Source organism: Paenibacillus sp. J22P165 (assembly GCF_059692015.1).
This window is the reverse complement of sequence record NZ_JCAUAP010000001.1, coordinates 368919-390811: the sequence shown is the minus strand read 5'-3', so window position 1 is coordinate 390811 and position 21893 is coordinate 368919. Positions and strand designations below refer to the sequence as shown.

At 37.5% G+C, this 21893-nt stretch carries 20 protein-coding genes; 4 read left to right on the top strand and 16 right to left on the bottom strand.

Annotation, left to right across the window (positions count from 1 at the left end):
* The first annotated feature begins 4 nt into the window (after positions 1 to 4).
* The 4 genes from AC58QM_RS01705 (at position 5) to AC58QM_RS01690 (ending at position 4199) form a co-directional block, all read left to right on the top strand.
* Complete coding sequence (locus tag AC58QM_RS01705; RefSeq protein WP_497280842.1) at positions 5 to 433, top strand: DUF2621 family protein; 429 nt, start codon at positions 5 to 7, stop codon at positions 431 to 433.
* Between the two features lie 488 nt (positions 434 to 921).
* Entirely contained in the window at positions 922 to 2301 is a 1380-nt protein-coding gene (locus AC58QM_RS01700; RefSeq protein WP_497280840.1) for a glycosyl hydrolase family 28-related protein, read from the top strand.
* A gap of 211 nt (positions 2302 to 2512) precedes the next feature.
* Entirely contained in the window at positions 2513 to 2782 is a 270-nt protein-coding gene (locus tag AC58QM_RS01695; protein WP_497280838.1) for a hypothetical protein, read from the top strand.
* Positions 2783 to 2795: 13 nt separating this feature from the next.
* Entirely contained in the window at positions 2796 to 4199 is a 1404-nt protein-coding gene (locus AC58QM_RS01690; protein WP_497280837.1) for a right-handed parallel beta-helix repeat-containing protein, read from the top strand.
* Between the two features lie 49 nt (positions 4200 to 4248).
* On the opposite strand, the gene AC58QM_RS01685 is transcribed toward AC58QM_RS01690, so the two are convergent.
* Genes AC58QM_RS01685 through AC58QM_RS01610 form a run of 16 tightly spaced genes read right to left on the bottom strand, consistent with a single transcriptional unit; the run spans position 4249 to position 21886 of the window.
* The gene (locus tag AC58QM_RS01685) at positions 4249 to 5268 is read right to left on the bottom strand and encodes a polysaccharide deacetylase family protein (RefSeq protein WP_497280836.1); all 1020 of its coding nucleotides are present in this window, start codon (positions 5266 to 5268) and stop codon (positions 4249 to 4251) included.
* Positions 5269 to 5305: 37 nt separating this feature from the next.
* Positions 5306 to 6379, bottom strand: coding sequence for a non-hydrolyzing UDP-N-acetylglucosamine 2-epimerase (gene wecB, locus AC58QM_RS01680; RefSeq protein ID WP_497280835.1), 1074 nt, complete (start codon positions 6377 to 6379; stop codon positions 5306 to 5308).
* Between the two features lie 8 nt (positions 6380 to 6387).
* Positions 6388 to 7803, bottom strand: coding sequence for a sugar transferase (locus AC58QM_RS01675; RefSeq protein ID WP_497280833.1), 1416 nt, complete (start codon positions 7801 to 7803; stop codon positions 6388 to 6390).
* The gene (locus AC58QM_RS01670) at positions 7800 to 8978 is read right to left on the bottom strand and encodes a glycosyltransferase family 4 protein (RefSeq protein ID WP_497280831.1); all 1179 of its coding nucleotides are present in this window, start codon (positions 8976 to 8978) and stop codon (positions 7800 to 7802) included. Before AC58QM_RS01670 ends, AC58QM_RS01675 begins: the two co-directional genes overlap by 4 nt.
* Complete coding sequence (locus AC58QM_RS01665; protein ID WP_497280829.1) at positions 8979 to 10118, bottom strand: glycosyltransferase; 1140 nt, start codon at positions 10116 to 10118, stop codon at positions 8979 to 8981.
* Positions 10030 to 11361: an O-antigen ligase family protein gene (locus AC58QM_RS01660; protein ID WP_497280828.1), complete on the bottom strand. Its 1332-nt coding sequence runs from the start codon at positions 11359 to 11361 to the stop codon at positions 10030 to 10032. Before AC58QM_RS01660 ends, AC58QM_RS01665 begins: the two co-directional genes overlap by 89 nt.
* 6 nt (positions 11362 to 11367) lie before the next feature.
* Positions 11368 to 12438, bottom strand: coding sequence for a glycosyltransferase (locus AC58QM_RS01655; protein ID WP_497280826.1), 1071 nt, complete (start codon positions 12436 to 12438; stop codon positions 11368 to 11370).
* Positions 12439 to 12454: 16 nt separating this feature from the next.
* A complete protein-coding gene (locus AC58QM_RS01650) occupies positions 12455 to 13846 on the bottom strand; it encodes a polysaccharide deacetylase family protein (RefSeq protein WP_497280824.1) in 1392 nt (463 codons plus the stop codon).
* Positions 13847 to 13850: 4 nt separating this feature from the next.
* A complete protein-coding gene (locus tag AC58QM_RS01645; protein ID WP_497280822.1) occupies positions 13851 to 14792 on the bottom strand; it encodes a hypothetical protein in 942 nt (313 codons plus the stop codon).
* Positions 14746 to 16083 (bottom strand): lipopolysaccharide biosynthesis protein, encoded by a 1338-nt coding sequence (locus AC58QM_RS01640; protein ID WP_497280821.1) that lies wholly within the window; start codon positions 16081 to 16083, stop codon positions 14746 to 14748. The genes AC58QM_RS01645 and AC58QM_RS01640 overlap by 47 nt, the downstream gene beginning before the upstream one ends.
* Positions 16084 to 16094: 11 nt before the next feature.
* Entirely contained in the window at positions 16095 to 17195 is a 1101-nt protein-coding gene (locus tag AC58QM_RS01635; RefSeq protein ID WP_497281561.1) for a DegT/DnrJ/EryC1/StrS family aminotransferase, read from the bottom strand.
* Between the two features lie 11 nt (positions 17196 to 17206).
* A complete protein-coding gene (locus tag AC58QM_RS01630) occupies positions 17207 to 17788 on the bottom strand; it encodes an acyltransferase (protein WP_497280820.1) in 582 nt (193 codons plus the stop codon).
* Between the two features lie 15 nt (positions 17789 to 17803).
* Positions 17804 to 19144 carry a nucleotide sugar dehydrogenase gene (locus AC58QM_RS01625; RefSeq protein ID WP_497280818.1) on the bottom strand — a complete coding sequence of 447 codons (1341 nt, stop codon included), beginning with the start codon at positions 19142 to 19144 and terminating at the stop codon, positions 17804 to 17806.
* Entirely contained in the window at positions 19138 to 20172 is a 1035-nt protein-coding gene (locus AC58QM_RS01620; RefSeq protein WP_497280816.1) for a Gfo/Idh/MocA family protein, read from the bottom strand. Before AC58QM_RS01620 ends, AC58QM_RS01625 begins: the two co-directional genes overlap by 7 nt.
* 2 nt (positions 20173 to 20174) lie before the next feature.
* Positions 20175 to 20846, bottom strand: coding sequence for a YveK family protein (locus AC58QM_RS01615; protein ID WP_497280814.1), 672 nt, complete (start codon positions 20844 to 20846; stop codon positions 20175 to 20177).
* Positions 20846 to 21886 (bottom strand): polysaccharide deacetylase family protein, encoded by a 1041-nt coding sequence (locus tag AC58QM_RS01610; RefSeq protein WP_497280812.1) that lies wholly within the window; start codon positions 21884 to 21886, stop codon positions 20846 to 20848. Before AC58QM_RS01610 ends, AC58QM_RS01615 begins: the two co-directional genes overlap by 1 nt.
* Between the last annotated feature and the right edge of the window lie 7 nt (positions 21887 to 21893).

Sequence of the window (21893 nt, the reverse complement as noted above, 5' to 3'; positions counted from 1 at the left end):
ATAAATGGCGAATGATTTCTTTATGTATTTCATCATTTTCTGGGTATGCGTGTTGCTTGCATTCATGTCCATCGGCGGGTTCTTCATGTTCCGCAAGTTCATTAAGGTCCTTCCCAAAGAGGACGGCAAGTCCAAACTCGATTGGCAAAATCATTACGTGGACAGTTCACGGCATCTATGGACGACAGATTCCAAAGCATTTCTCGACCAGTTAGTATCACCTGTACCGACAGCTTTCCGCGATATTGCCAAACATTCCATCGCCGCGCGTATCGGACAAGTAGCCCTAGAGGCCAAAGCAAATGAGGTCACAAGAGAACATTGTATCGAAGGTTACATACTTGCAACGCCTAAGCGAGATTATCGGAGTTTGACTAGCTTTCTGGAGAAGCAAAAGATTGATTATAGTGCGTTTAAGCATTTGTTGAGTTAGAAGAGCCTGTTATCCATTCTTGCAAAAAGCCACCCCTCACTTAAACAGTAAGGGGTGGCTTTTAATATATAAGTGTTCTGATTCCCCGCTATCTCCCTTAGTGATTATTCAAAAATGTAGGATGAATTCTCTGAATAATTTGAATCGAATTGTACTTTTTTAGAATTCATAAGAATGCTAATATCCATTTCTGTCGTTTCTAAACAAGTGCAATTTTTACAATGGGACAACGGAATATTCGTTTTATAAAAACCAGTTTTAAAAATTTTATGTGCTTCATTTCTTAATATTAATGAATTACATTCTAAACAATACACCACGTTTGATTCATTCATCTTTACTTCAACTCCCTTGAAAGTTCTTACTTTTCAAAAAGTTACAATTTGTATATAATTATATTGTACGATACATTATGTATCCTAGCAAGTTCTTTTCCTATTATTACTTTTGAAAATCACACTTCATTAATAAAGAGGAGGAGCTTTTTTGTGGTGTTTAAATTGAAATACAAGTATATAGGGTACTTACTATTCATTGGCGCATTATTTCTCGTTCTTATATTAATTTACAAACATTATCACACCGTACCTACCCTGGTTAATGTTAAAGATTTTGGTGCCAAAGGAGATGGCGTTAGTGATGATACAGGTGCTATTCAGACTGCACTGAATACAGGAACAAAAAAGAAGCTACATATTTATTTCCCTGCTGGTACATACATCGTTAATTCAAATGAATCTTTAATACTAAAATCCAATACTAGTATTACTGGAGATGGGGCAGAGTCAGTTATTAAAGCTAACAACTCCAAGTTTGGGTGGGGTTTATTTCATATATCAGGTACAAATATACAAATTAATCATATGAAATTTGATGGTAATAATATGGTTAACCGCGTATTGGTTATTCAACCCGGAAGTTCACTGGTTCAAATTACTAATAGTTTTGTCGCGAATGCTTCTCAAAGTACTGAGAAGTCAACTGATTTTTATTCTTCAATTGTTTCTGGAATCGTTATTTATGGGAATACAGATTCAATCCTCATTGACCAAATTGAAATTCAAAATATCGTCTCTCTTCATCCACTAAATGGAAGCTTAATTGCTAGAGGAATATACATAACTACAACTTTAGGTACACTTGAAAAATCTACTTCGAATCTTAAAATTCAAAACTCAAAGATTCATGATATTGGTCCTGCAGATGACGGCGATGGAATTTATTATGAAGACCCACTTCTTGATAAGGATATAATCCAAAATACGAATAGTTCTATTACGAATAATACGTTCTATAACTGTGCTAAACGAGCCATTAAACTATATGCAAATGGAATCACTGTAACTGGTAATCATATTATTAATGATTATATGAATAACAACTATTATCAAGGAAAAGACAAAGGTAAATTAGCCCCGGATATGTATGCAGGCATCAGTGTATACGGTAATAATATAAAAATTTCAGATAATATAATCGAAGGGAAAGGTAGTTTTTATTCTGGGATTGAAATCACTTCTTCAAAGACGGTGAAAAATGTAGAAGTGAGTAAAAATACGATAAAAATGGGGGTAGAGAGTAACAAAAAGGGAACCACTTCCATTCGAGTTGGTGATATTGAAGATTTCAGGATCACTTCCAATATTTTAGAAAATGGCGAACGCGGTATTTGGAATTGGCAGAATGCAACAAGAGGTACTATTACCGAAAATGTAATTCATATGCCCGAAGGAGGTGGCATCGATCTCACCACTTACTTGCCTAACTTTAACCAGAACAACATTCATTGTTTAAATAACTTAATTACTGCCAAAAACTTTAAAATCCTCGTACCCGAAGGCAATTTATCTATTTTTTTAAATAGCTAACTTAATAAATAGGAAAAAAAGTTTAATAAATAAAGCCCCTTCACTCTATAAATAGGTGATTAGGGCTTATTTTTGTCGTTATAAGATTAAGGTCTAGTTCAAATTCATCAGAAGTACATATGATGGTACGTATGACAAATTACCCATTTTTTGATTTATGTAATATGAGTTAAATGATGGTTCTAAGACATAAAAGAATGGAGGAGAAAACATGCAAGATTTAATTACAGTCCCAGGTGACTTTGTTACCGTTATCAACAGTAACTTTCGAACTCTCCAATCGGCTATTGACAACATAGAAGACAGTTCCAGCAGCTCTGGTTCCACAGCAATAGCCGATATTCAAAACAATTTCCCTACTCCAAATACTGCAAATCGCGGAAAGCTGCTTTTGTTAGCAGGAACTACAGGCGTACCCGACAAGCTATATTGCTGTATGAAACTAGCCGATGACACGTATGAGTGGTTACAAATAAGATAAGGAGGGTGAAATAATGTCCGTTAATAATACCGTAATTAATGTTAAGGATTATGGTGTAAAGGGTGATGGTAAAACAAATGATACCGCAACTCTGCAAGCAGCTCTCTCTTCAATAGCTTCTTTAGGTGCCATAGCTTATATTCCACTCGGCACTTACCTTATCAGTTCGACTATCACAACATCAGTTTCAATATTAAGTAATGGGGCTACTTTAAAAGTAAGCGCTACGAAATTCGAAATGATGATGTTGAACATAACCGGGACCAATATTATTATAGAAGGACTTAATTTAAATGGGAATAATATTGCCAATAGGGGCATTACAATCTCTGCTAATCGTAGCAACATCACAATTCGCGATTGTGAGATCTATAGCCTTAAGCAATTAACTGGATACACAACGGAAACTTTAGGCATCCATATTCAATCTGGAGTAACTCATGTATGGATCACGGGCTGTTACATTCACAATTTGGATGCAAGTGTGACTGGAATTTGCAGAGGGGTTTTGGCCAATCAAGCAGGAGGCACAGCTGATTCAACAAATATTATGATTACAAATAATCGTTTCGAGGAGATCTCACCTATTAATGATGGAGATGGCGTAGTAATTCAAGATTTCAAAGGATTTTGTTACATTACTGTGGCTAATAATTACTTTAAACGCTGTTACAAAAGATCTATTAAAATTCAAGTCAATGGTACTCTCGTTACAGGTAACTTAATTGATAATCCTTTTCTTGGCGCAACAAAAGGGCAGATCCAACCTTATTCAGCAATTTCAGTTTACGGCAGTTATTCCATTATTACAAATAATAATATCATCGGGGGAACTTATCTGTGCGGTATTGAGATTGGTTCGCTCATAGACGTTACAAATCATATTATTACGATAGGTAATATCGTAAAATTTGACGCACTTAATGCCGATGTTTCAGGTGCTGATTGTATACGTGCTTATGGGGCATCTGATTATTTAACAATTAGCGATAATATACTAAAAGATGGAAGATATGGAATTCGACTCACAGCGAATTCAAACGGTGTAACCATTAATGGAAACATTCTAGAAAACATGAAATTCCCAGCCATATTATTAGAGGGAACTAATAGCTCATATCCAAAAAATGCAACCATTAATGGGAATTCATTTGTTGCTTGCCAACATTATGGTATCGACATTACAAAAAGCACATCAGTTACTAGTACAGGAAATGTAGGAGACGCCGCTTTTGGATTGATTAATCCAAGTTGCCTTCCCAACCTAGGAATAGCTGGTACATCAGTTCAAAGACCAACAACTAATCTCTACCCGGGACTCTCTTATTTTGATACCTCACTTGGCTCAAATGGGAAAGCGATTTGGCGAAATAAGAATAATAACGGCTGGGTCGATGCAACTGGTATTTCTGTCTAGCCCCATATTAGTTGTTAAGCCTCGCTCTCAAGTGAGGCTTATATACGTATCATTCACCACTGACCTTAGATGGCAAGACTTCTTGCTCATAGTATTGTTTAATTGTCATAAATTGATAATTACTCTTCACGAGCTGATCTAGGCAATGAAAGGACATTTTCGATAATCCTTTAGGATGCGAAATTATATTTACAACATCTAGCTCCGAATGTTGAATGATACGACATAGATCATCAGGAAACATTCGTTCCAGTGAAACCATTTCATAAGTAGGTAAAAATCGATTAATCGAAGTCATTGGAATGCCATTTCCATCACCGTAAGGAATTAACTCGTTCTTATGTAGTTTATTTTTGATTTTTCTAATGATTTTTGAATAACTACTGCATCGAAAAGTTGAAATTGGGATTTCTACTAAATCTCCATATTGTTCATTTTTCGTAGGATCCTCATTAAATCGATAGTAATTTATAGGCTTTACATTTGAAAAATCAAACTCATGTACAGAACTAGTCCCCCTAATACAAGGTGCCACAGAACTATCCACCATAACACCACATTCAATAAAAGACTTCTTTAATTGGTCAAATGGTTGAATGCACCAGCCACCAGCTCGATATGACATTACCTTATAGTTGTGCTGAACTTCACCAGCAATCTCTTCAAGAACCCTACATGACTTACGAAATAACTCCAATATTTCTAACTCAGATAACGATTGTAATCGGTATCGTTGATAATGTGGGAATTCCCAAGCGCCATTTACATAAGTTGCATCTAACCAGTGCGGGTGTAAATGCGGCTCAATTCTGCTTCCTGATAGAACTAAACGCTGTAACTGCAACTTGAGAAGTTCTGCTGTAGGTCTAGTCTCTTCATGTTCTAGCAATCTCAAATAATACAAGACATCGACAAAAAAAGTAGCACCAATCCTATGCATCTCAAAAAAAGTTAATAAATCATTTACAGGGTTTTGTATACAACTTTTAAATGTTCCAGATTTTTTAAAGAAGACTTCATAGTCAAATGTTAAAAGAATCTTTTTATTATTTACTTTCCCATTTTTCATGCTGTTCCCCCTGTTCAGTCTTATTAAATAATATGTATTATTTAAAAAAATTATCAATTTCATCTACTATTTTCTGAGATGCATTTCCATCCCCGTATAGATCTTCAATATAGTTCGACATTTTTTCTTGGCGTATCAAAGTACTTAATTCCATCTCAAATGGGTTGACTAACGTATTCCAACCTGTATCGACAGTCTCTACCCATTCTGTTTCTTCTCTCAGTGTGTAACATGGGACTTTTGCGAAATAGGCTTCTTTCTGGACACCACCGGAATCCGTAATAATTCCTTTCGACTCCATTTCCAGCATTATCATTTCCAAATAGGATACTGGCTCGATCAGTTGAATCTTCTTGTGTTTTTGAATTTTCCCCATTAGATCTAATTCTTTGAGAATCTTATGTGTTCTAGGATGAAGGGGTAAGATAACAGGCATATTCAGCCTAATTAATGAATCAATTATTGCTTTTAATCTAACTGGTTGATCGGTATTCTCGGCTCTATGAATTGTACATAAATAATAAGACCTTTTACTTTGACCAAACTTACTTATTTCAACCTTATCTCGTGCTATCATATAATTGTAGCGGACTGCATCGTACATCACATCTCCGCTCAAACGCACTGGATGCACTATATTTTCTAAAGTAAGATTATGTACAGCTCTTTCCGTAGGTGCAAATAACAGACTTGATAAATGATCGGTCATGATTCGGTTTATTTCTTCGGGCATTTGTTTGTTATAACTTCTAAGACCTGCTTCGACATGAAAAATAGGGATATGCAACTTACTTGCTGCTAATGCTCCTGCTAAAGTCGAATTAGTATCTCCATACACTATGACGCCATCAGGCTTCTCTTTTAGTAATATCTCTTCTATTAAACCCAACATAATCCCCGTTTGTTTGCCATGTGAATGTGAGCCAACTTCTAAATTATAATCTGGTCGTGGAATTTGCAGTTCATCAAAAAATACACCTGACATGTTAAAATCATAATGTTGGCCAGTATTTATAAATATTTCTTGATATGTTTTCCTTAAAATTCTAGAAACAGGTGCAACCTTAATGAACTGCGGTCTAGCTCCCACGACAGTTATAATTTTTCTCATATATATGGCTACTCCTTTGAAATAAATACATTGACGTTAGAATTAATAAAGCGTGTGATTTTACTTCTAGCTTTTGTTTCTTCTACTGTAATTCCCTTAGACTGTTCCCGATGTAGAACCACAAGGATCGTCTGAAATAATATCTTCAGATCTAACAAAAGTGAATAGTTCTTGATATACATGAGATCATATCTTAATTTATCTGATGGTAACGTACTGTAGTTACCCATTACTTGAGCCATCCCCGTAATACCTGGTTTCACCATAAAACGGTATGTATAATGCGGTAGCTCTTCTGAGAAAGCTTGTGTAAAAAAAGCTCGTTCAGGTCTGGGACCTACTAAACTCATATCCCCTCTAATTACATTGATTAATTGTGGCAATTCATCTATTCTTGTTGCCCTAATAAATGTACCAAGCTTCGTTATTCTTACATCCCTTTCTGTAGCAAGTACAGGGCCTGTGTGTTTTTCAGCATTATCTACCATGCTTCGAAATTTCAACATATTAAATGGCTTTTCGTCTTCTCCAATCCGCTCTTGTGAGAAGAATGCTTTGCCATGTGATGATAAAGGTATGATAAGTATCATTAAAAGGAGAATTGGAGAGGTGCAAATGAGGAGAATCACGGAAATGACCAAATCCAGCGCCCGTTTCATTGCTTTTTGAAATTGACTAAAATGAGGGGATTGCACGGAGTAAACAAGCATATCGTCGATCTGCTGGGGTTCCGCACCCATCATGAGTAGATCATTGTACTCAGGGATTAGCAACACTTCCTTACCCTCTTTACCAGCCAAATGCAATAATTCTCCTTTTAGTCCAGGATCAATATCAGGACTAATAATAAATAACTCAATATCCTGAAAGGCATCTGATCTAACTCTAAACAATTCTTTTTCTGTTTGAATAACACCTTGTACTTCAAACCATTTCTCACCTTTGGTTAAAACCTTTTGAATAATACCATTGTCTGCTTTTGAACTTTTTACGATTATGAGTGTTTTTTTCTTAGTTAGGTCTTTGGACAATAAACGGAACAGCATGCTTCTCACACCAATCATAAAACTGAGTTGCAGGATAATTGCTATGAGTACTGTACTTGAAGGAATATTCAATTCTTTGAATCCGTACTTCAGTAGCATCCATTCAATAGCAATCATCATATGTGCAATGACGAGATTATAATAATATTTAGAATAGGAAATGCGGCCCGCGTATGCATATAGGTTAAAAAAATGATAAGTCAGAATACACATGACGCTAATCCAGAGTATGTGGTTCAGAAATGAATGAAACTCAATAATTGAAGTGTATATTTGAAAACTAACTCCGTATGCAAGTACGTAGCTGATGGCAATCACAATGCAGTCCAGCAATCCAATTACCCATTTCGAATCCCTCGGCCGATTCAAGCTATTCATATTACCATACCCTCTCCATTAATTTGAGATGATGAAGCAGCTTCGGGTAGCTTCTTAGATAACGAGTAGACTTCATCCAACAACACCATAATTTCTTTCAAATCATACTGACTAGCTTGAACGTAACTATTACGCCCCATTTCCATGCGCAGTTCTTTATCCGCATAAAGATGTTCTAAGGCTTGAATAGTCTCTTTATCTCCGCCAACAGGCACAACATAACCGTTGTTTGAAGATGACACAATCTCTCTACTTCCTCGGACATCCGTTACAACCATGGGCTTACCCGCGGCTAATGCTTCTAATAGCACCTTTGGAAGTCCTTCGCGTCGAGACAATAACGCAACTGCGTCTGCCATTTGCATAAGCGCAGGAATATCTTTCCGAAACCCTAGAAATCGGATACTATGTTCCAAATGAAGTTGTTTCACGAGAGATTGGAGATAACCTTCTTTGGCACCTCTTCCTACAAGCAGACAAGTAACGGAAACTCCTTTCTTGTTCAATTCATACACGCTGTATATGAGTTGCTCCTGATTTTTGTTGTAATTCATTTCAGCAATACATAAGATAATGAATTCGTTTTTCTTAATCCCTAGCTCATCCCAAAGATCGTCTACCACTCGTTCATTGACATTCTGATAGGTTTGAATGTCCACACCAACTCCTGGGATATAAACAGCTTTTTTTCGAACTGGAAATTTTCTTGCACGCTCATAATCTTCTTGATTAATTGTAATAAGTACATCGGTCCAGAAAGACATCAACCACTCGACAGGAAAATAAAAGAGCCAGTTTATCCATGGGGCTCCTTTAAAGAAATGAAAACCATGAGCAGTATAAACGACATTCTTGCATCCAGCCAGTTTCGCCGCAATACGGCAGATTACACTAGCATTCGGTGTGTGTACATGAATAAGATCGTATTGCTCATGCTTAAACCATTTCGTGAGTGAAATGAGCGCCTTAATATTCTGTAGGGCAAGTGGATTACGGCTAAATGTAATATCGCGGCATTCAATTGATGCTTGTTGCAAATCTTCTTTGCAGTGATCTCGGCCGCCGTAAGCATGGACATGATGTCCTTGTGATTTCAGCCTTTGGATAAAAGGAATGTGAAAGACAGCAAGATGCGAATATACAGTAGCTACATAAGCAACTTTGGGATTTGTCATCTAATTCACCCTCTCCTTCCGATCTTGTGCTTTTGTCTTAAACAGATCATTGTAAATTGATTCCCAACGTAAGATAATCGCATTAATGTCATACTTTGCTAATACGAACTCGCGCCCCTTTTTTCCCATCACGATTCGTTCCTCTTTCGTTAAAGACATCATCTTTTGCATCTTTTGCGAGAGATCTGGTGCGTCTATTGGGCGAGCAAGATAACCAGATACATCTTCCTCTACAACTTCTCCGTTGCCGCCAACATCCGTAGCCACCATAGGAAGTTCACTTGCTGATGCCTCCAACAACACCATCGGCATACCTTCCCAGATTGAAGAAATAACAAAGGCATCTGACGCATTCATTAAGCGAGGAATGTCTTTACGAATTCCAAGAAACTTAATGTGATTTTCCAGGTGTAGCGAGTGGACATAGGTTTCTAAAGCAGATCGTAAAATGCCTTCGCCAACGATTAAAAGCCTGGAATGCGTATTACTCTTTACAATTTCTGAGAATGCTGTGACTAACGTATGATAGTCCTTAACCTCAACAAGTCGACCTACAGCCAGCCAAACAAATTCATCTTCCAGACCTAATTCTCTTCGAATATCTGTATAGTCTTGTTCGTGTTTATTGAATCTTTTTAAATTAATACCATTCGGTACGAACATAATTTTGTTTGCGGGGCAAGCCTTTTTCTGAATATAACTCTGTACAGCATCTTGGCTCACGTTGGTCGTTATTTCACAAAGGGAATCCGTAGCTCTGTATAGCAGCATCCTTGTTTTCCCACCTTCATTATTACTATGCGCAGTTGAAACTAGAACCGGTATTTTGACAAATACCCGAGTAACCCTAGCCAAGATGTTGGCATGAATCATGTGACTATGCACAATATCAGGATTGAATTTTTTGATAATTTGTTTGAGTTTGCTAATAGCACGTGGGTCAGGGATACCCTTCTTCATATTCAATGTAAAGAGTTCAATACCGAGTTCGTCCAATTCTTCGACATAAGCAGTGGGTTTTATCATCGATATGACTTGGACGAGCCAACCTCTAAGTTGTAGTCCTATTGCCAATTGGATTACTTGAGCTTCGGCCCCTGCGTAATCTAAACCGGTTAAAATAAAGATGATTTTGTCCATGTCTATCAACATCCTTTTCTTTCACTTTTGGCGCTAAGGCCAATGCAGTTATCGCAACCAATAAGTATTCGTAGTTATAACCAAAATCACCACTAAAAAGTGCAGATATCATACCTTGAAATAATAAAGCTAACAACACACCGCTAAACCTCGCTATATAGCAAGAATAGATGAAAGCAATCCCCCATAGGGTAATACCAACAAGTCCAAGTTCGCTGGCAATTTCTAGAACAATGTTATGTGGATAGTAAAACCTACCCATTAGTGAATCACCGCCTAAACCAGTACCAAAGAAGGGATGATCCATAAATTTATTTAATGCATTAGCCTGCAAATATTTTCTACCTAGAAAGTTAGCATCACCGGCTAATTGATTTTGATTAACCAATACAGTGAATCGACTTCCTCCAATTGCATCCTGTACTTGATCTCTAAAATGCATACCAACGAACCCGACAACAATGAGCAGCAGCATTGCTCCTATTTTGAAAGAATTGCTAATCCGTAATTGGTTATTCTTATATTTCTTATATAGTACATATAAAAGTACCAGCAGATTTGCTACTATGAGTGCCAATAAAGGCCCTCTAGATTGCGTTGCGATTCCTGAAACTAACCCAAAACTAATAGTCGCTATTCGCAGAATGAGAGGGATACGTTTCCCCCAAATAGCAATGGTCACAGCACCGAAAAGTATACGTGCATCAAAAATTGGATTTCCACCTGGGAGAGTTAATCTTCCTGGATACAGTGGGGTATACAAAGCGTATAAGTGATGCATAATCGAATAGGCTAATCCAAACAAAACGACCGAAGTCCATGAGAATTTTTTGTATTTCTTGTATACTATAAAGATATAAATACCTGGTATAATGCCATGAATGAGAAGAATTTGCAGTTTGGAAAAGCCCAACTGATCGTTAAAAGCCCAACTTAACGATATGATGCTATAACTAAGAAATATGAACCATAATTTTAATCCCTGGCTAGTAAATAAGCCTTCACTTAGTCTGCTTTTATGTAGAAAAGTTACTACAACAAGAATCATTGGAACGGCCAGTAGAAGAAACAATGAGCTACCATGCATATACTTTTTGTAAAGAAAACCTATTAAATCAAAGAAAAAACTAAAGCCAAAGATCCAGCCAGCATCCAGTTTTAGCCCTAGCTGCTTAACACATTGCCAAAAGAAAACCAATATGCATCCAAAGAGACACCCAATCATTATCAATTGAACACTCAATATTGCTCACCTATTCTCTACAATACTTGTCATATAAGCAATTCGAATTGCTTCTTTTTGTTTCGTATCTAAATGTTGGACCCATTCTCTTGATACCCTCTTACCTGCCCAGTATGTTGAGAACTCTGTTATTTTATCTAAGTAGGGCACGATGTTATTAGCCTCATTCGGCAGCTCTAGTATGAAAGGGGGATTATCTTGAAAATCTGTATCATGGTAACCCACAATGACTGGTATTCCGTAGGCCAAGTATTCTCTCACTTTCAATGGTGAAGCTTCTTTCATATTCTTTCGATGTAGAGCTAGTGTTCCAATCGCAATATCTGCTTGTTGTATAATTGGCTGATACTGCTCTCTCGTTAATTTTCCGTGAAAAGTCATATTGCTTGGAATTTCTTTCTTAATAACATCTGTACCGATCATATCGAATTGCCAATTCGGTTGACGTTTTGCCAGTAGTATAATTTTATCTATTCCGTGCCAAGTTTGACCTGCAGATCCAATAAAGACTAGTTTAATCGATTTATTTTCTGTATTTATTGAGGGTGGATATTTTTCCAACTCAATGCCATTTCCAATAATAATTTTACTTTTAACATATCGACTGTAATGCTTCTTCTCAGAAAGCTCATTAGTTACAAAAACAAACCCTTTAGTTACTTTTAATGCTCTTGTACGCGTCAAGAGATGGTACCAATACCTAACACCAAGAAATGATCTCATTTCCGTTAAGTCATTTGAATTAATTTCAAGAACAGACGGATATTTACGCAATAGACGATTCAAATGTGGATAGTAAAGATCAAAACGATGATAGATCGTATCTGGATTCCATTGTTCAATTTGCGTTACTAAAGCACGAAACTGGGTCAATCGACTCCGCCATCCGTCGTATTGCTGCAGAATTACCTCAATTTGATCACAGTGTAAACTCCAATCATTGCTACTCTTGTTTGTAAAAATAAATAACTTGATTTCATTCCCCATTTTTCTCCATTCGTTAACTTGTGAGCATATTTTCTTGAAAACTCCGCTTTCAGGCCCTTCATTCCAGTGGATCAAATAAGCTAGTTTCATCTTTACATCTTCTTTCCTATTTTGTTTTTAATAAACTCACACATTCCTGATAAAGTGATAACTCGTCATATTTTACTAATTGACTGTTATGCCATAACAAGGTGAAATCGCCATTAAATCTCTTACATTGATTATGAAAATTACTTATTACTTTTAGTGCTTCCTGTCCTTTCAATCCCAAATATTGCATGTGAAGAACAGTTTGTTCCATTACAATCAAAGGTCGTTCTTTTAGTTTTAATGACCTTCTAGTCAACAAATTAAACACGGGGTATTCATAACATACTCCGCAGCGGAAACCAGGGAAATCCGCATAACTTAGTGTACTGTCATAACTTAATCCAGCATCCTCCCAATGTTGCCAAGTTTCGGATGCACTCCATCGCAAATAATGCTGTCTCCCTCCCCATTCATCCTGAAATATTCTATTTGCCTGGGTAACATCGAGCAAAATTTCAAACTGCTGCTTTAACCTCTGTGGACTAGAGTAAGTATTATAACTTGGGTGTAATCCGATCTCATGCCCTCTATCATTAATTTCACAAAGCAAATTTTGAATTTCACGATCATACATAGAATAGTTGCCGTCTAATCCACGTAAAGTCTCTTGTGTAATGAAATAAAACGCACTACGGATACCTGCCTTTTCGCTCTGATCCATAATCCATCGAAATGTATTAAAGGGATCCTTAGTCAAATCTCCATTTCTTGTAGACCATATTGCCTTTGCTTTTATATAGGCAGACTGAAGATCACGCCTCTTCACAGTATCCGACATTGCTTCCTTTATTATTTGTGAATTTGTTTTACCAACCACGTAAAAGGGCCAGTCGACATCGTGACTCAATATAAACTTTTGTTTTCTTGGTAACCTCTGAATTTGAGGCCAAAGAGCACTTATTGATTCCCACAAAATTTCTACATATTCATTAATAATTGGACGATTTAAAAATTTCTCTCTAAAAGCGAGTGAGCTACGTGCTGAGAATCGATCACGTTGATCTCTCTCTGTAATGACATACTCCTCATAACGAGTTAACATAAAAAAAGCACTTCCAAATATATCTATTCCACAATATATAGATTGTGGGTAATTATCATAGTAAGAGCCATTACTGTTCCTCTTCCCAAATATAATTGGAAGTGGCCCGTATAAGGGATGCTCCAATGATTCTAAAGGGGACTTAGGCAGCGCAGCTTTTGTTAACCAAAACAGTTCATCTGTTTGTAAAAAAACATCTGCTATCACTAGTTTCGCATTGTTATTACAACCCTCTAACGTGATCTCAAACTCAGCTCTATCCTCAAATAAAATATTGTATTGAATACCTAAGAATTCCTGAAAAATAACTTTCAGAATATATTCTCTTTCAGGTAAATACATTAGTGGTGATCGTATTGTCAGCAATTCATTATCCTCCATGCTTTTTCAGAAAGTTTATCCATTCTCTACCAGTTCTGAACAGCTCTTTAATTCCTTGTTTTCTTACTAAATAATAGGGAACTAGCTCGCCCCCCCACTGAGACTTTGCCTCGGATACTGAAGGAATATTTGCTCCACAAAAATCAAATCCACCTATTCCGTCGAAAGATAAATCCCTAAAAGAGAAATCAATTAGTTTCTGCGTCACGCCATGAGATAAATATGCGTGTTTAGTACCTAAAACCCACCCCAACGCGCACTTTTTATTCAACACAAGAATGATACTCGCACTAACAGGTACACCATCTTTGCTGTAACAAACATACGAGCGAAATGATTGTTCACCTAATAAATCTTTTGCCAATTTCATATCCTGAATAGTTAACTGATGATTAAATCCTTTTCTAGTTTCCGTTTCCATTAAACATTGATGGACATCATCAAAGTTATCCGTTTTAACAACGATATACCCTTCCGAATTAGCCTTATTGATCTTTCTTTGAATAAGACTATCCAGTTGTTCAGGCTTATAAGGAAACATAATTTTGTAAGTATATTGGACACTAATCTGAAATCCTGCCCATATCCAGGGGCGAATATCTGATATTTCTGGGGGAAGAACAAAATCAATATCAGACCCATTTTTTATCATATCTCTTAACATAACGTCTGCTACATCATTCCATTGTCGTATGATACGGAAATTTTTGTTTGTAGGTGTTGGGGTAAATTCAACAGGATGGTAAAAATTTAGTGGAGGCAAATATATTTTTCCTTGCTGATTAAGAAAAAATATACTATCACAATACGCATCCGAATTTGGAGCTTGGAATCTTTTCAGAAGAACCTTGCACTTCCATTTTTGCCTATTAAATTCCCCCCAATTAACTAAAGCTTCTTGAGTTTGAACCTGAACTTGAGCCTGCATCATACTCACTCCCATTAATTTTTCTCATCTTCTTAACAGCAAACCAAGATAAGCTTAGATGTAAGCTATATCCTAATGTGGAAGCAATACTTAAGAATGTAATTGCTATATCAGAAGTTTGATTGGTATACCGTGCCAGAAATAATGCCCCAAGAATCGTAACAATTCGAATTATTTCTCTATATAGATGCAGATCCTGCCGTTCCATAACACTAAGCGTTGCCCCTACTGAGGTGGCAATAAACTGACTTAAGTACATAACAGATAAAATCCTCATAAAATGGCCTGACTTTTCCCATGTATCACCGAATAAATAGTGGAATAACATAGGAGCAAAAATGACAACTCCACCTATGATGATGATTCCAAAAACTAGTGATTTTTTGACTGTGTTCCTAAATAATGAATATATTCTCGATGGATTTTGGTTTAGACATACAGCAAACTCAGACATATACACTTGATTAATTGAAAGGGAAATCAGGGTAATTGGAGCTCCAAGAAATCGTTGTCCCATTGTGTATAAACCCGCTATATATGGTCCGTATAAAGCTGCAAGAATGATATTAGGAAGATACAAACCAATACTATTTAGAATATTTGACCAGCTTGATAACAAAGGAAACCTTCGATAGCGATGCGCGCTATCTTTCATATCCAACCAAGTGGTTTGAATACCTTTTGTCTTTACATCGTTACGCCAAAGCCTCCATTGCGAGGTCACACCTGTTAAACGACCCAGCAACTCACCGATAATAAGACCTAGTGGACCCCAGCTAGTAAAACTTAGTAGAAGTTGTGAAGAGACTTGACTAACACTTTGCATATATTTTGTTCGAGAGAGCTGCTTAAAGTATTCTTTTCGTATTGACCATAAATTCAAGATTTGATGACACCCTGCACCAAACAAACTTAAAGTAAACAAAAATGCATAACGTTTCATATCAGGCTCATCTAACCAGCGTGAGAATTGTATGTGGAGCACATAAAAACCTACCCCCCCAACAATACTAATGATCACACATAAATATAAGGAGAGCTTTACAATACTAGATGCCATCCGATCATTTTCTGGCAATGGAATAGCAATCTCATATGACAATGAAACAATAACAAGAACAATTGAGATGATAGATATATAAACTGAAAATATGCCGAAATCGGAAGGGCTGTAAAGTCGCGTTAGAATTGGTAACGTCGCAAGTATGATTACTTGACTGAGCACAGTTCCCCTCGCTAAAATAACCACTTTGCGCATAAATTGATCCAAGGATAGCCCCTTAATCAGTTTCATAAATTCCCCATTCACAATAATTCGATCAGTTTAGAACTTACATACGACTGAATCTCCCGATCGATTTGTGGCCAAATTGGCAATGAAAGTACTTCACTGGCTAATTTCTCAGCCTTGGGCATCTGAATTCCCATCGTTTGATAGACGGGCAGCTTATGAACAGGTACTGGGTAATATATCATTGTACTTACACCCAGAATATCCAATTTCGCTTGAAGCTCGTCACGTCTTCCCTCTTTAACACGAATGGTATATTGATGAAAGACATGCTTCGCGTAACTCTCTTCGACCGGGAGAACAATTCCTTCTACGCCGTTTAGTAATTCCTTATAGGTACGCGCAGCAAGTTTTCTTCCGTCATTCCACTTATCTATATGCGGTAGTTTCACACGCAAAATTGCCGCTTGGATTTCATCTAATCTAGAGTTATAACCAATGACCTCGTTATAATATTTCTTCTTAGATCCATGTACCCTAAGCATTGCTGCTTTCATTGCGAATTCTTCATTGTTCGTAGCTAACAATCCACCATCACCATATGCACCTAAATTCTTCGAAGGAAAGAAAGAAAAGCACCCAATATCACCAATTGTCCCTACTTTACGATCTTGGTATTCCGCACCGAATGCTTGAGCGGTATCTTCAATCACAAGAAGCTGATGTTTGTTAGAAATTTCCAATAGCTTTCCCATATCTACTGTATGACCGAATAGATGAACAGGGATAATTGCTTTTGTTCTTGGTGTGATAGCAGCTTCGAGTTGTAACAAGTCCATATTGTAGGTATACTCATCGACATCCACGAATATTGGCGTCGCCCCCACTTGACTAATTGCTTCTGCAGTAGCAAAGAAAGTGAATGGCGTTGTAATAACTTCATCACCTGGACCCACTCCAGCTGCAAGTAATCCTATGATGATGGCATCTGTCCCTGAATTTAAAGTAATTGCAAATTTCACCCCTAAGTAGTCTGCAACCTCTTGCTCAAATTTTTTGACGTTAGGTCCCATAATGAATGTTCCGGCATCTAGTACATTTTCAAATACTTGCATCAGTTGTGGTTTAAGCTCATTAATTTCATAACTTAAATCAAGTATTGGAACTGACTTCATTGACAACATGTTTATTCCTCCGTTACTTTGATTAATTTGTCTACAATTAATTGGTAACTCCTTTGACACTCCGGACAAACAATTGTATTCTCATGTGTTGTTAAAGAATGCCCACATTCGCAGACCCAACCAATTCTTCTCGCAGGGACACCAGCCTGAAGCGAGTACGAGGGAACATCCTTTGTAACTACGGCCCCAGCTGCGATAAAGGCCCACTCGCCAATGGTTACTCCACAAACAACTGTCGCGTTCGCACCAATTGATGCCCCTTTTTTAACCGTTGTAATATGATAATCATCACTTGTATTGCGCGGAAACGCAGATCTTGGCGTTCTGACATTCGTAAATACCATGCTAGGTCCACAGAATACGTAATCCTCCAAAACAACACCTTCATAAATGGAAACATTATTTTGAATTTTTACACCTTTTCCAATTTCTACATTATTAGCTACGAATACATTTTGTCCTAAACTACAGCTCTCGCCAATAATTGAATTGCTAGATACATGTGAAAAGTGCCATACCTTCGTCCCATCACCAACGCTTGCACCTTCATCTATAATGGCTGATTCATGCTTAAAGTAAGTCATTCTCCAATCTCCTCACTATAATAAATAGTAATGTGTTGGCTTGGTACAATGCTTCATAGCATTTCTTGTATCAAATACAACCGAAGCAGTTTTACTGATAAGCTCGTAATCAAATTGCGAATGGTCAGTTGTAATAACCGTAATATCCGCATCTCTTAATCGCTCGCTTGTGACTGTCACACATTCATAATGTTGGTTTTTATGCTTGAAGGATCGAATGCAAGTATCACTAATGATAACTTTTGCTCCTCTCTCCTCTAACTGCTCAATAATATGAAGTACAGGTGATTCCCGATAATCATCGATATCCTTTTTATAAGCAACACCTAACAAATGTACCGTCGATCCATTAATTGATTTGCACTGCTCATTTAGGATTTCACCAATCTTCTTTACAACAAATTCAGGCATAGCATTATTAATTTCTCCTGCTAATTCAATAAGTCTTGTATGATAATTAAATTCTCTTGCCTTCCATGTTAAATAGAAGGGATCAATAGGAATGCAGTGACCACCAAGGCCTGGGCCTGGGTAGAATGCCATAAATCCATACGGTTTGGATTTAGCTGCGTCAATAACCTCCCACACATTTATGCCCATTCGGTCACATAGAATGGCCATTTCATTAGCTAGAGCGATATTAATATGACGGAAAGTGTTCTCATAAATTTTCTCCATTTCAGCTACAGAAGGACTGGAGACTTTATGTACATCACCTTCAAGCACTTCTTGATACAATGCAACAGCCGTTTGCAAACACGCCTCGGTTACACCACCAACTACTTTTGGCGTATTCTTCGTACTGAAAAATTTATTACCTGGATCAACACGTTCAGGAGAATACGCTAAGAAAAAATCCACGCCACAACGCAATCCTGTTTGTTCCAATATCGGCTTGACAAGTTCCTCTGTCGTCCCTGGGTAAGTTGTACTTTCAAGAACAACTAACATACCTTGATGTAAGTATTGCGAAATTGCTCTGGTTGAATTAACCACATAGCTCGTATCTGGCTGTTGATAAATATCGAGGGGGGTTGGCACACAGATCGCTACTGCGTCGACTTCACTTAAAAACGCAAAATCCGTTGTAGCTCTTAAACGTCCCTCTTCAATAATCACACGCAGGTCTTCGTCAATAACATCCCCAATGTAGTTAATACCCGCGTTCACCATATCTACTTTGGTTTCTTGGACATCGAATCCAATTACTTGATAACCTGCTTTAGCTTTTTCCACTGCGAGCGGGAGACCAACATACCCAAGTCCAATTACACCAATGACTGCCGTTTTATTCTCAAACTTGTCTATGAGTGACTTACTATGATTAGTAATAAGACTTTGTGTATCCATTAACATACGACCCCTCCTATTCCCCTTGTAGAAAGATGGTCGAGTCCATCTTCACAGATATCTAGTACTAGTTTTACTGCACTTCTCCCATCTGCAGCAGTTACAATAGGCTCTCGACCTGAATGAATTGCCTCGACCATATCAGCAATAATTGCTTGATGTCCTGACGTACCCATGGGATCTGCCTCGACTTGTTTAATCCATTCATTAACTTCATCTGGAGAAGTCTGTGAACATTTCCATTGCTTAATCCAATTTGCAGTCGGTCCACCAATAATCGCATAACCCATTTCACCGAACACACTTATCGATTCTTCTAAATTGGCTTGATAAATCGTAGTTGTAGCTTCTACAACACCAAGAATGCCATTTTTAAATTTTAGCGTTGCAACTGCTACATCCTCTGACTCCATGCGTCTGATACGCGTATCCATCATCGCTTTTACTTGATCAACAGAGCCAAATAGCCATTGCAATAAATCAAGACTATGTATGGCTTGGTTCATTAGAACACCACCATCCATTTCTCGAGTTCCACGCCAAATGGATTGATCGTAGTAAGCTTGATCTCGATTCCAACGCAACGTCACATTGACATGACTAATTTTTCCAAAAACCCCCTTGTCTAATGCCCATTTCAATCTCTGTATGGCGGGACGGAATCGATTCGGATGAACGACAGCTATCTTCACATTGTGCTGGGAGGCAGCATCCACCATGGCATCTACGTCCTCCAGTGTTAAAGCCATCGGCTTCTCAATAATCAAATGTTTCCCAGCCTGAGCTGCTACTATGGCATGCTGGACATGTAATCCACTTGGCGTACAAATACATACCACATCAATTTCAGGCAAACTTGTTAACATTTCCGTCATATCTGTGAAGCAGGCTACTTGCAAGCTCACTTGTAGCTCTTGTAGCCTCATTATGTTCGTGTCACATAAAGCAATTAGCTTTGCTCCTTTGATTTTAGTAATAGCTTCAATATGTTTGTTCGCTATATGACCGCAACCAATTATGGCAAAATGAATCATATCTAAACCTCCAATTGGGTAGAAGCTTCCCTATTAACTTGCGCCTCTAAGCGGAAATTCGGTAATCGCTCTTTTTTTTTTACCTTTTTTATTCGCTTCTTATCTAGTAACAAGCAAAAACTTGTTGCTGCAAAAAAACCTACAAATGCACATACAGCCAGATTAAACATTTTCTTCGGTTTAACAGGTGATGATGAATTTTCATACACAGCTAAGTCGAGCACATTCACATTAGCTTGATTAAGAATAAGAGTGGAGTTGCTTACGAAGGATTCTGCGAACGCATTGGCGATAGCTACAGCTTGATTTGCATCATTTGCATTTGCGTAAATGGATAGAATTAAGGCTCCAGGATCTGTCTTGACTTGAATCTTTCTTAGTAGTTCACTCGGAGTCAAATTGCTTGAAAGCTTAAGCTTTACAATGTTAGCAATAAATAGACTTTGAATTGCCTCCTGGTAGGTGGTTGTTAACATCTGGTTAGCAAGTAATTCATTATATTTGTTCGAGACATTATCACTGGCTTTACCAAAGTTAGCAATCAAGGTGGATTTCGCTTGGTATTCTGGTTGAAGTAGCATATTGATTCCGAATCCTGCAGCCACAAAGCATATTAAAATCATAGGAAATACGACAAAATGTCTACGAATAGCAGTAAAAATCTGCTCGCCCATTACCTCACCTCTCTTATCTTTTGAGTACTTGTTAAAACATCTTGATTGTGGTAATTTCCAAGCACTGTGTCACACAATTCCTCCATACTTGTACTTACCATGCCATACTGTTGTTGAAGATTTTTAAAATGCTCGATGATTTTTCGGAAGGCTGCCATATTGGCTTCTTCATCATTTGCAAAATTGTAAGGGTGCCACCACAGATGATACACAAGTCCGTGTTGTGCGGCGTACGTCATACTGGAAAGCACACGCTTTAACCTAAGCGATTCTAACATCTTTATCTTTTTTGAGTAGGGTCTTAGGAAGTGACTCGCTGGCAAGTTAAGAGGAATTTGTTTATCAAGATCTTTCAAAGAGTAACAATTGTGTCCAGAGAGATTCACATAGGAATCTACCAAACGAAAAATTCGTTTCATAAAGGAGTCAGACCTGGAGTAACCCTTCCGATAAACCCAATGTGATGGATTTCCACGGTAGGAAAGAATACCATATTTTTTCAAAACTCTAATGTACTTGTCATTAACTTGGTTTCTTGGGAAAATGATACTTTTTAGTTCTAATCCTTTCTTCTCCGCTGTCTTTACAGCAGCTTTTAAGTCCGCTTCAAAATGTTCTAGAGATTGCCCCTGTTCCAAACAATAGTAATGAGAGAATGTATGGGTTGAGATATGCTGGTTTCGAGTCTCTTCAATTGCCTTGATTAACGAAGGAGCATAATGATGCGGATCCAACAATTCATTGAAGCCTACATTTCCATTCTTTATGTAAGGATAAGGAGATAGGTCAGATTCGGTATAATCAGGTACCAAGCGCGGCAGGCTATTTGCTAGTTCTTCAAAATTATCAAAGAATAAAAGCCCGACAACCGCCCAGGTAGCGTGAATATCATATTCCTCTAGATAAGCAAGTAGCTTCGGAATTAACCGTCTTTCATTTGACATCTGTTCGATATACTGATGAAGCGAATAGATATCTCGAATCCCCCAATACATTTCAAAATCAAGTGAGATGACAAATTGCCCCTGTATTTTCTCCATATGATCT

Bases quoted from the DNA above. Each gene is read 5' to 3' on its own strand.
- AC58QM_RS01705 (WP_497280842.1), top strand. From the start codon at position 5: ATGGCGAATGATTTCTTTATGTATTTCATCATTTTCTGGGTATGCGTG.
- AC58QM_RS01695 (WP_497280838.1), top strand. From the start codon at position 2,513: ATGCAAGATTTAATTACAGTCCCAGGTGACTTTGTTACCGTTATCAAC.
- AC58QM_RS01690 (WP_497280837.1), top strand. From the start codon at position 2,796: ATGTCCGTTAATAATACCGTAATTAATGTTAAGGATTATGGTGTAAAG.
- AC58QM_RS01685 (WP_497280836.1), bottom strand. From the start codon at position 5,268: ATGAAAAATGGGAAAGTAAATAATAAAAAGATTCTTTTAACATTTGAC.
- wecB (WP_497280835.1), bottom strand. From the start codon at position 6,379: ATGAGAAAAATTATAACTGTCGTGGGAGCTAGACCGCAGTTCATTAAG.
- AC58QM_RS01675 (WP_497280833.1), bottom strand. From the start codon at position 7,803: ATGAATAGCTTGAATCGGCCGAGGGATTCGAAATGGGTAATTGGATTG.
- AC58QM_RS01670 (WP_497280831.1), bottom strand. From the start codon at position 8,978: ATGACAAATCCCAAAGTTGCTTATGTAGCTACTGTATATTCGCATCTT.
- AC58QM_RS01665 (WP_497280829.1), bottom strand. From the start codon at position 10,118: ATGGACAAAATCATCTTTATTTTAACCGGTTTAGATTACGCAGGGGCC.
- AC58QM_RS01655 (WP_497280826.1), bottom strand. From the start codon at position 12,438: ATGAAACTAGCTTATTTGATCCACTGGAATGAAGGGCCTGAAAGCGGA.
- AC58QM_RS01645 (WP_497280822.1), bottom strand. From the start codon at position 14,792: ATGATGCAGGCTCAAGTTCAGGTTCAAACTCAAGAAGCTTTAGTTAAT.
- AC58QM_RS01640 (WP_497280821.1), bottom strand. From the start codon at position 16,083: ATGAAACTGATTAAGGGGCTATCCTTGGATCAATTTATGCGCAAAGTG.
- AC58QM_RS01635 (WP_497281561.1), bottom strand. From the start codon at position 17,195: ATGAAGTCAGTTCCAATACTTGATTTAAGTTATGAAATTAATGAGCTT.
- AC58QM_RS01630 (WP_497280820.1), bottom strand. From the start codon at position 17,788: ATGACTTACTTTAAGCATGAATCAGCCATTATAGATGAAGGTGCAAGC.
- AC58QM_RS01625 (WP_497280818.1), bottom strand. From the start codon at position 19,144: ATGTTAATGGATACACAAAGTCTTATTACTAATCATAGTAAGTCACTC.
- AC58QM_RS01620 (WP_497280816.1), bottom strand. From the start codon at position 20,172: ATGATTCATTTTGCCATAATTGGTTGCGGTCATATAGCGAACAAACAT.
- AC58QM_RS01615 (WP_497280814.1), bottom strand. From the start codon at position 20,846: ATGGGCGAGCAGATTTTTACTGCTATTCGTAGACATTTTGTCGTATTT.
- AC58QM_RS01610 (WP_497280812.1), bottom strand. From the start codon at position 21,886: ATGGAGAAAATACAGGGGCAATTTGTCATCTCACTTGATTTTGAAATG.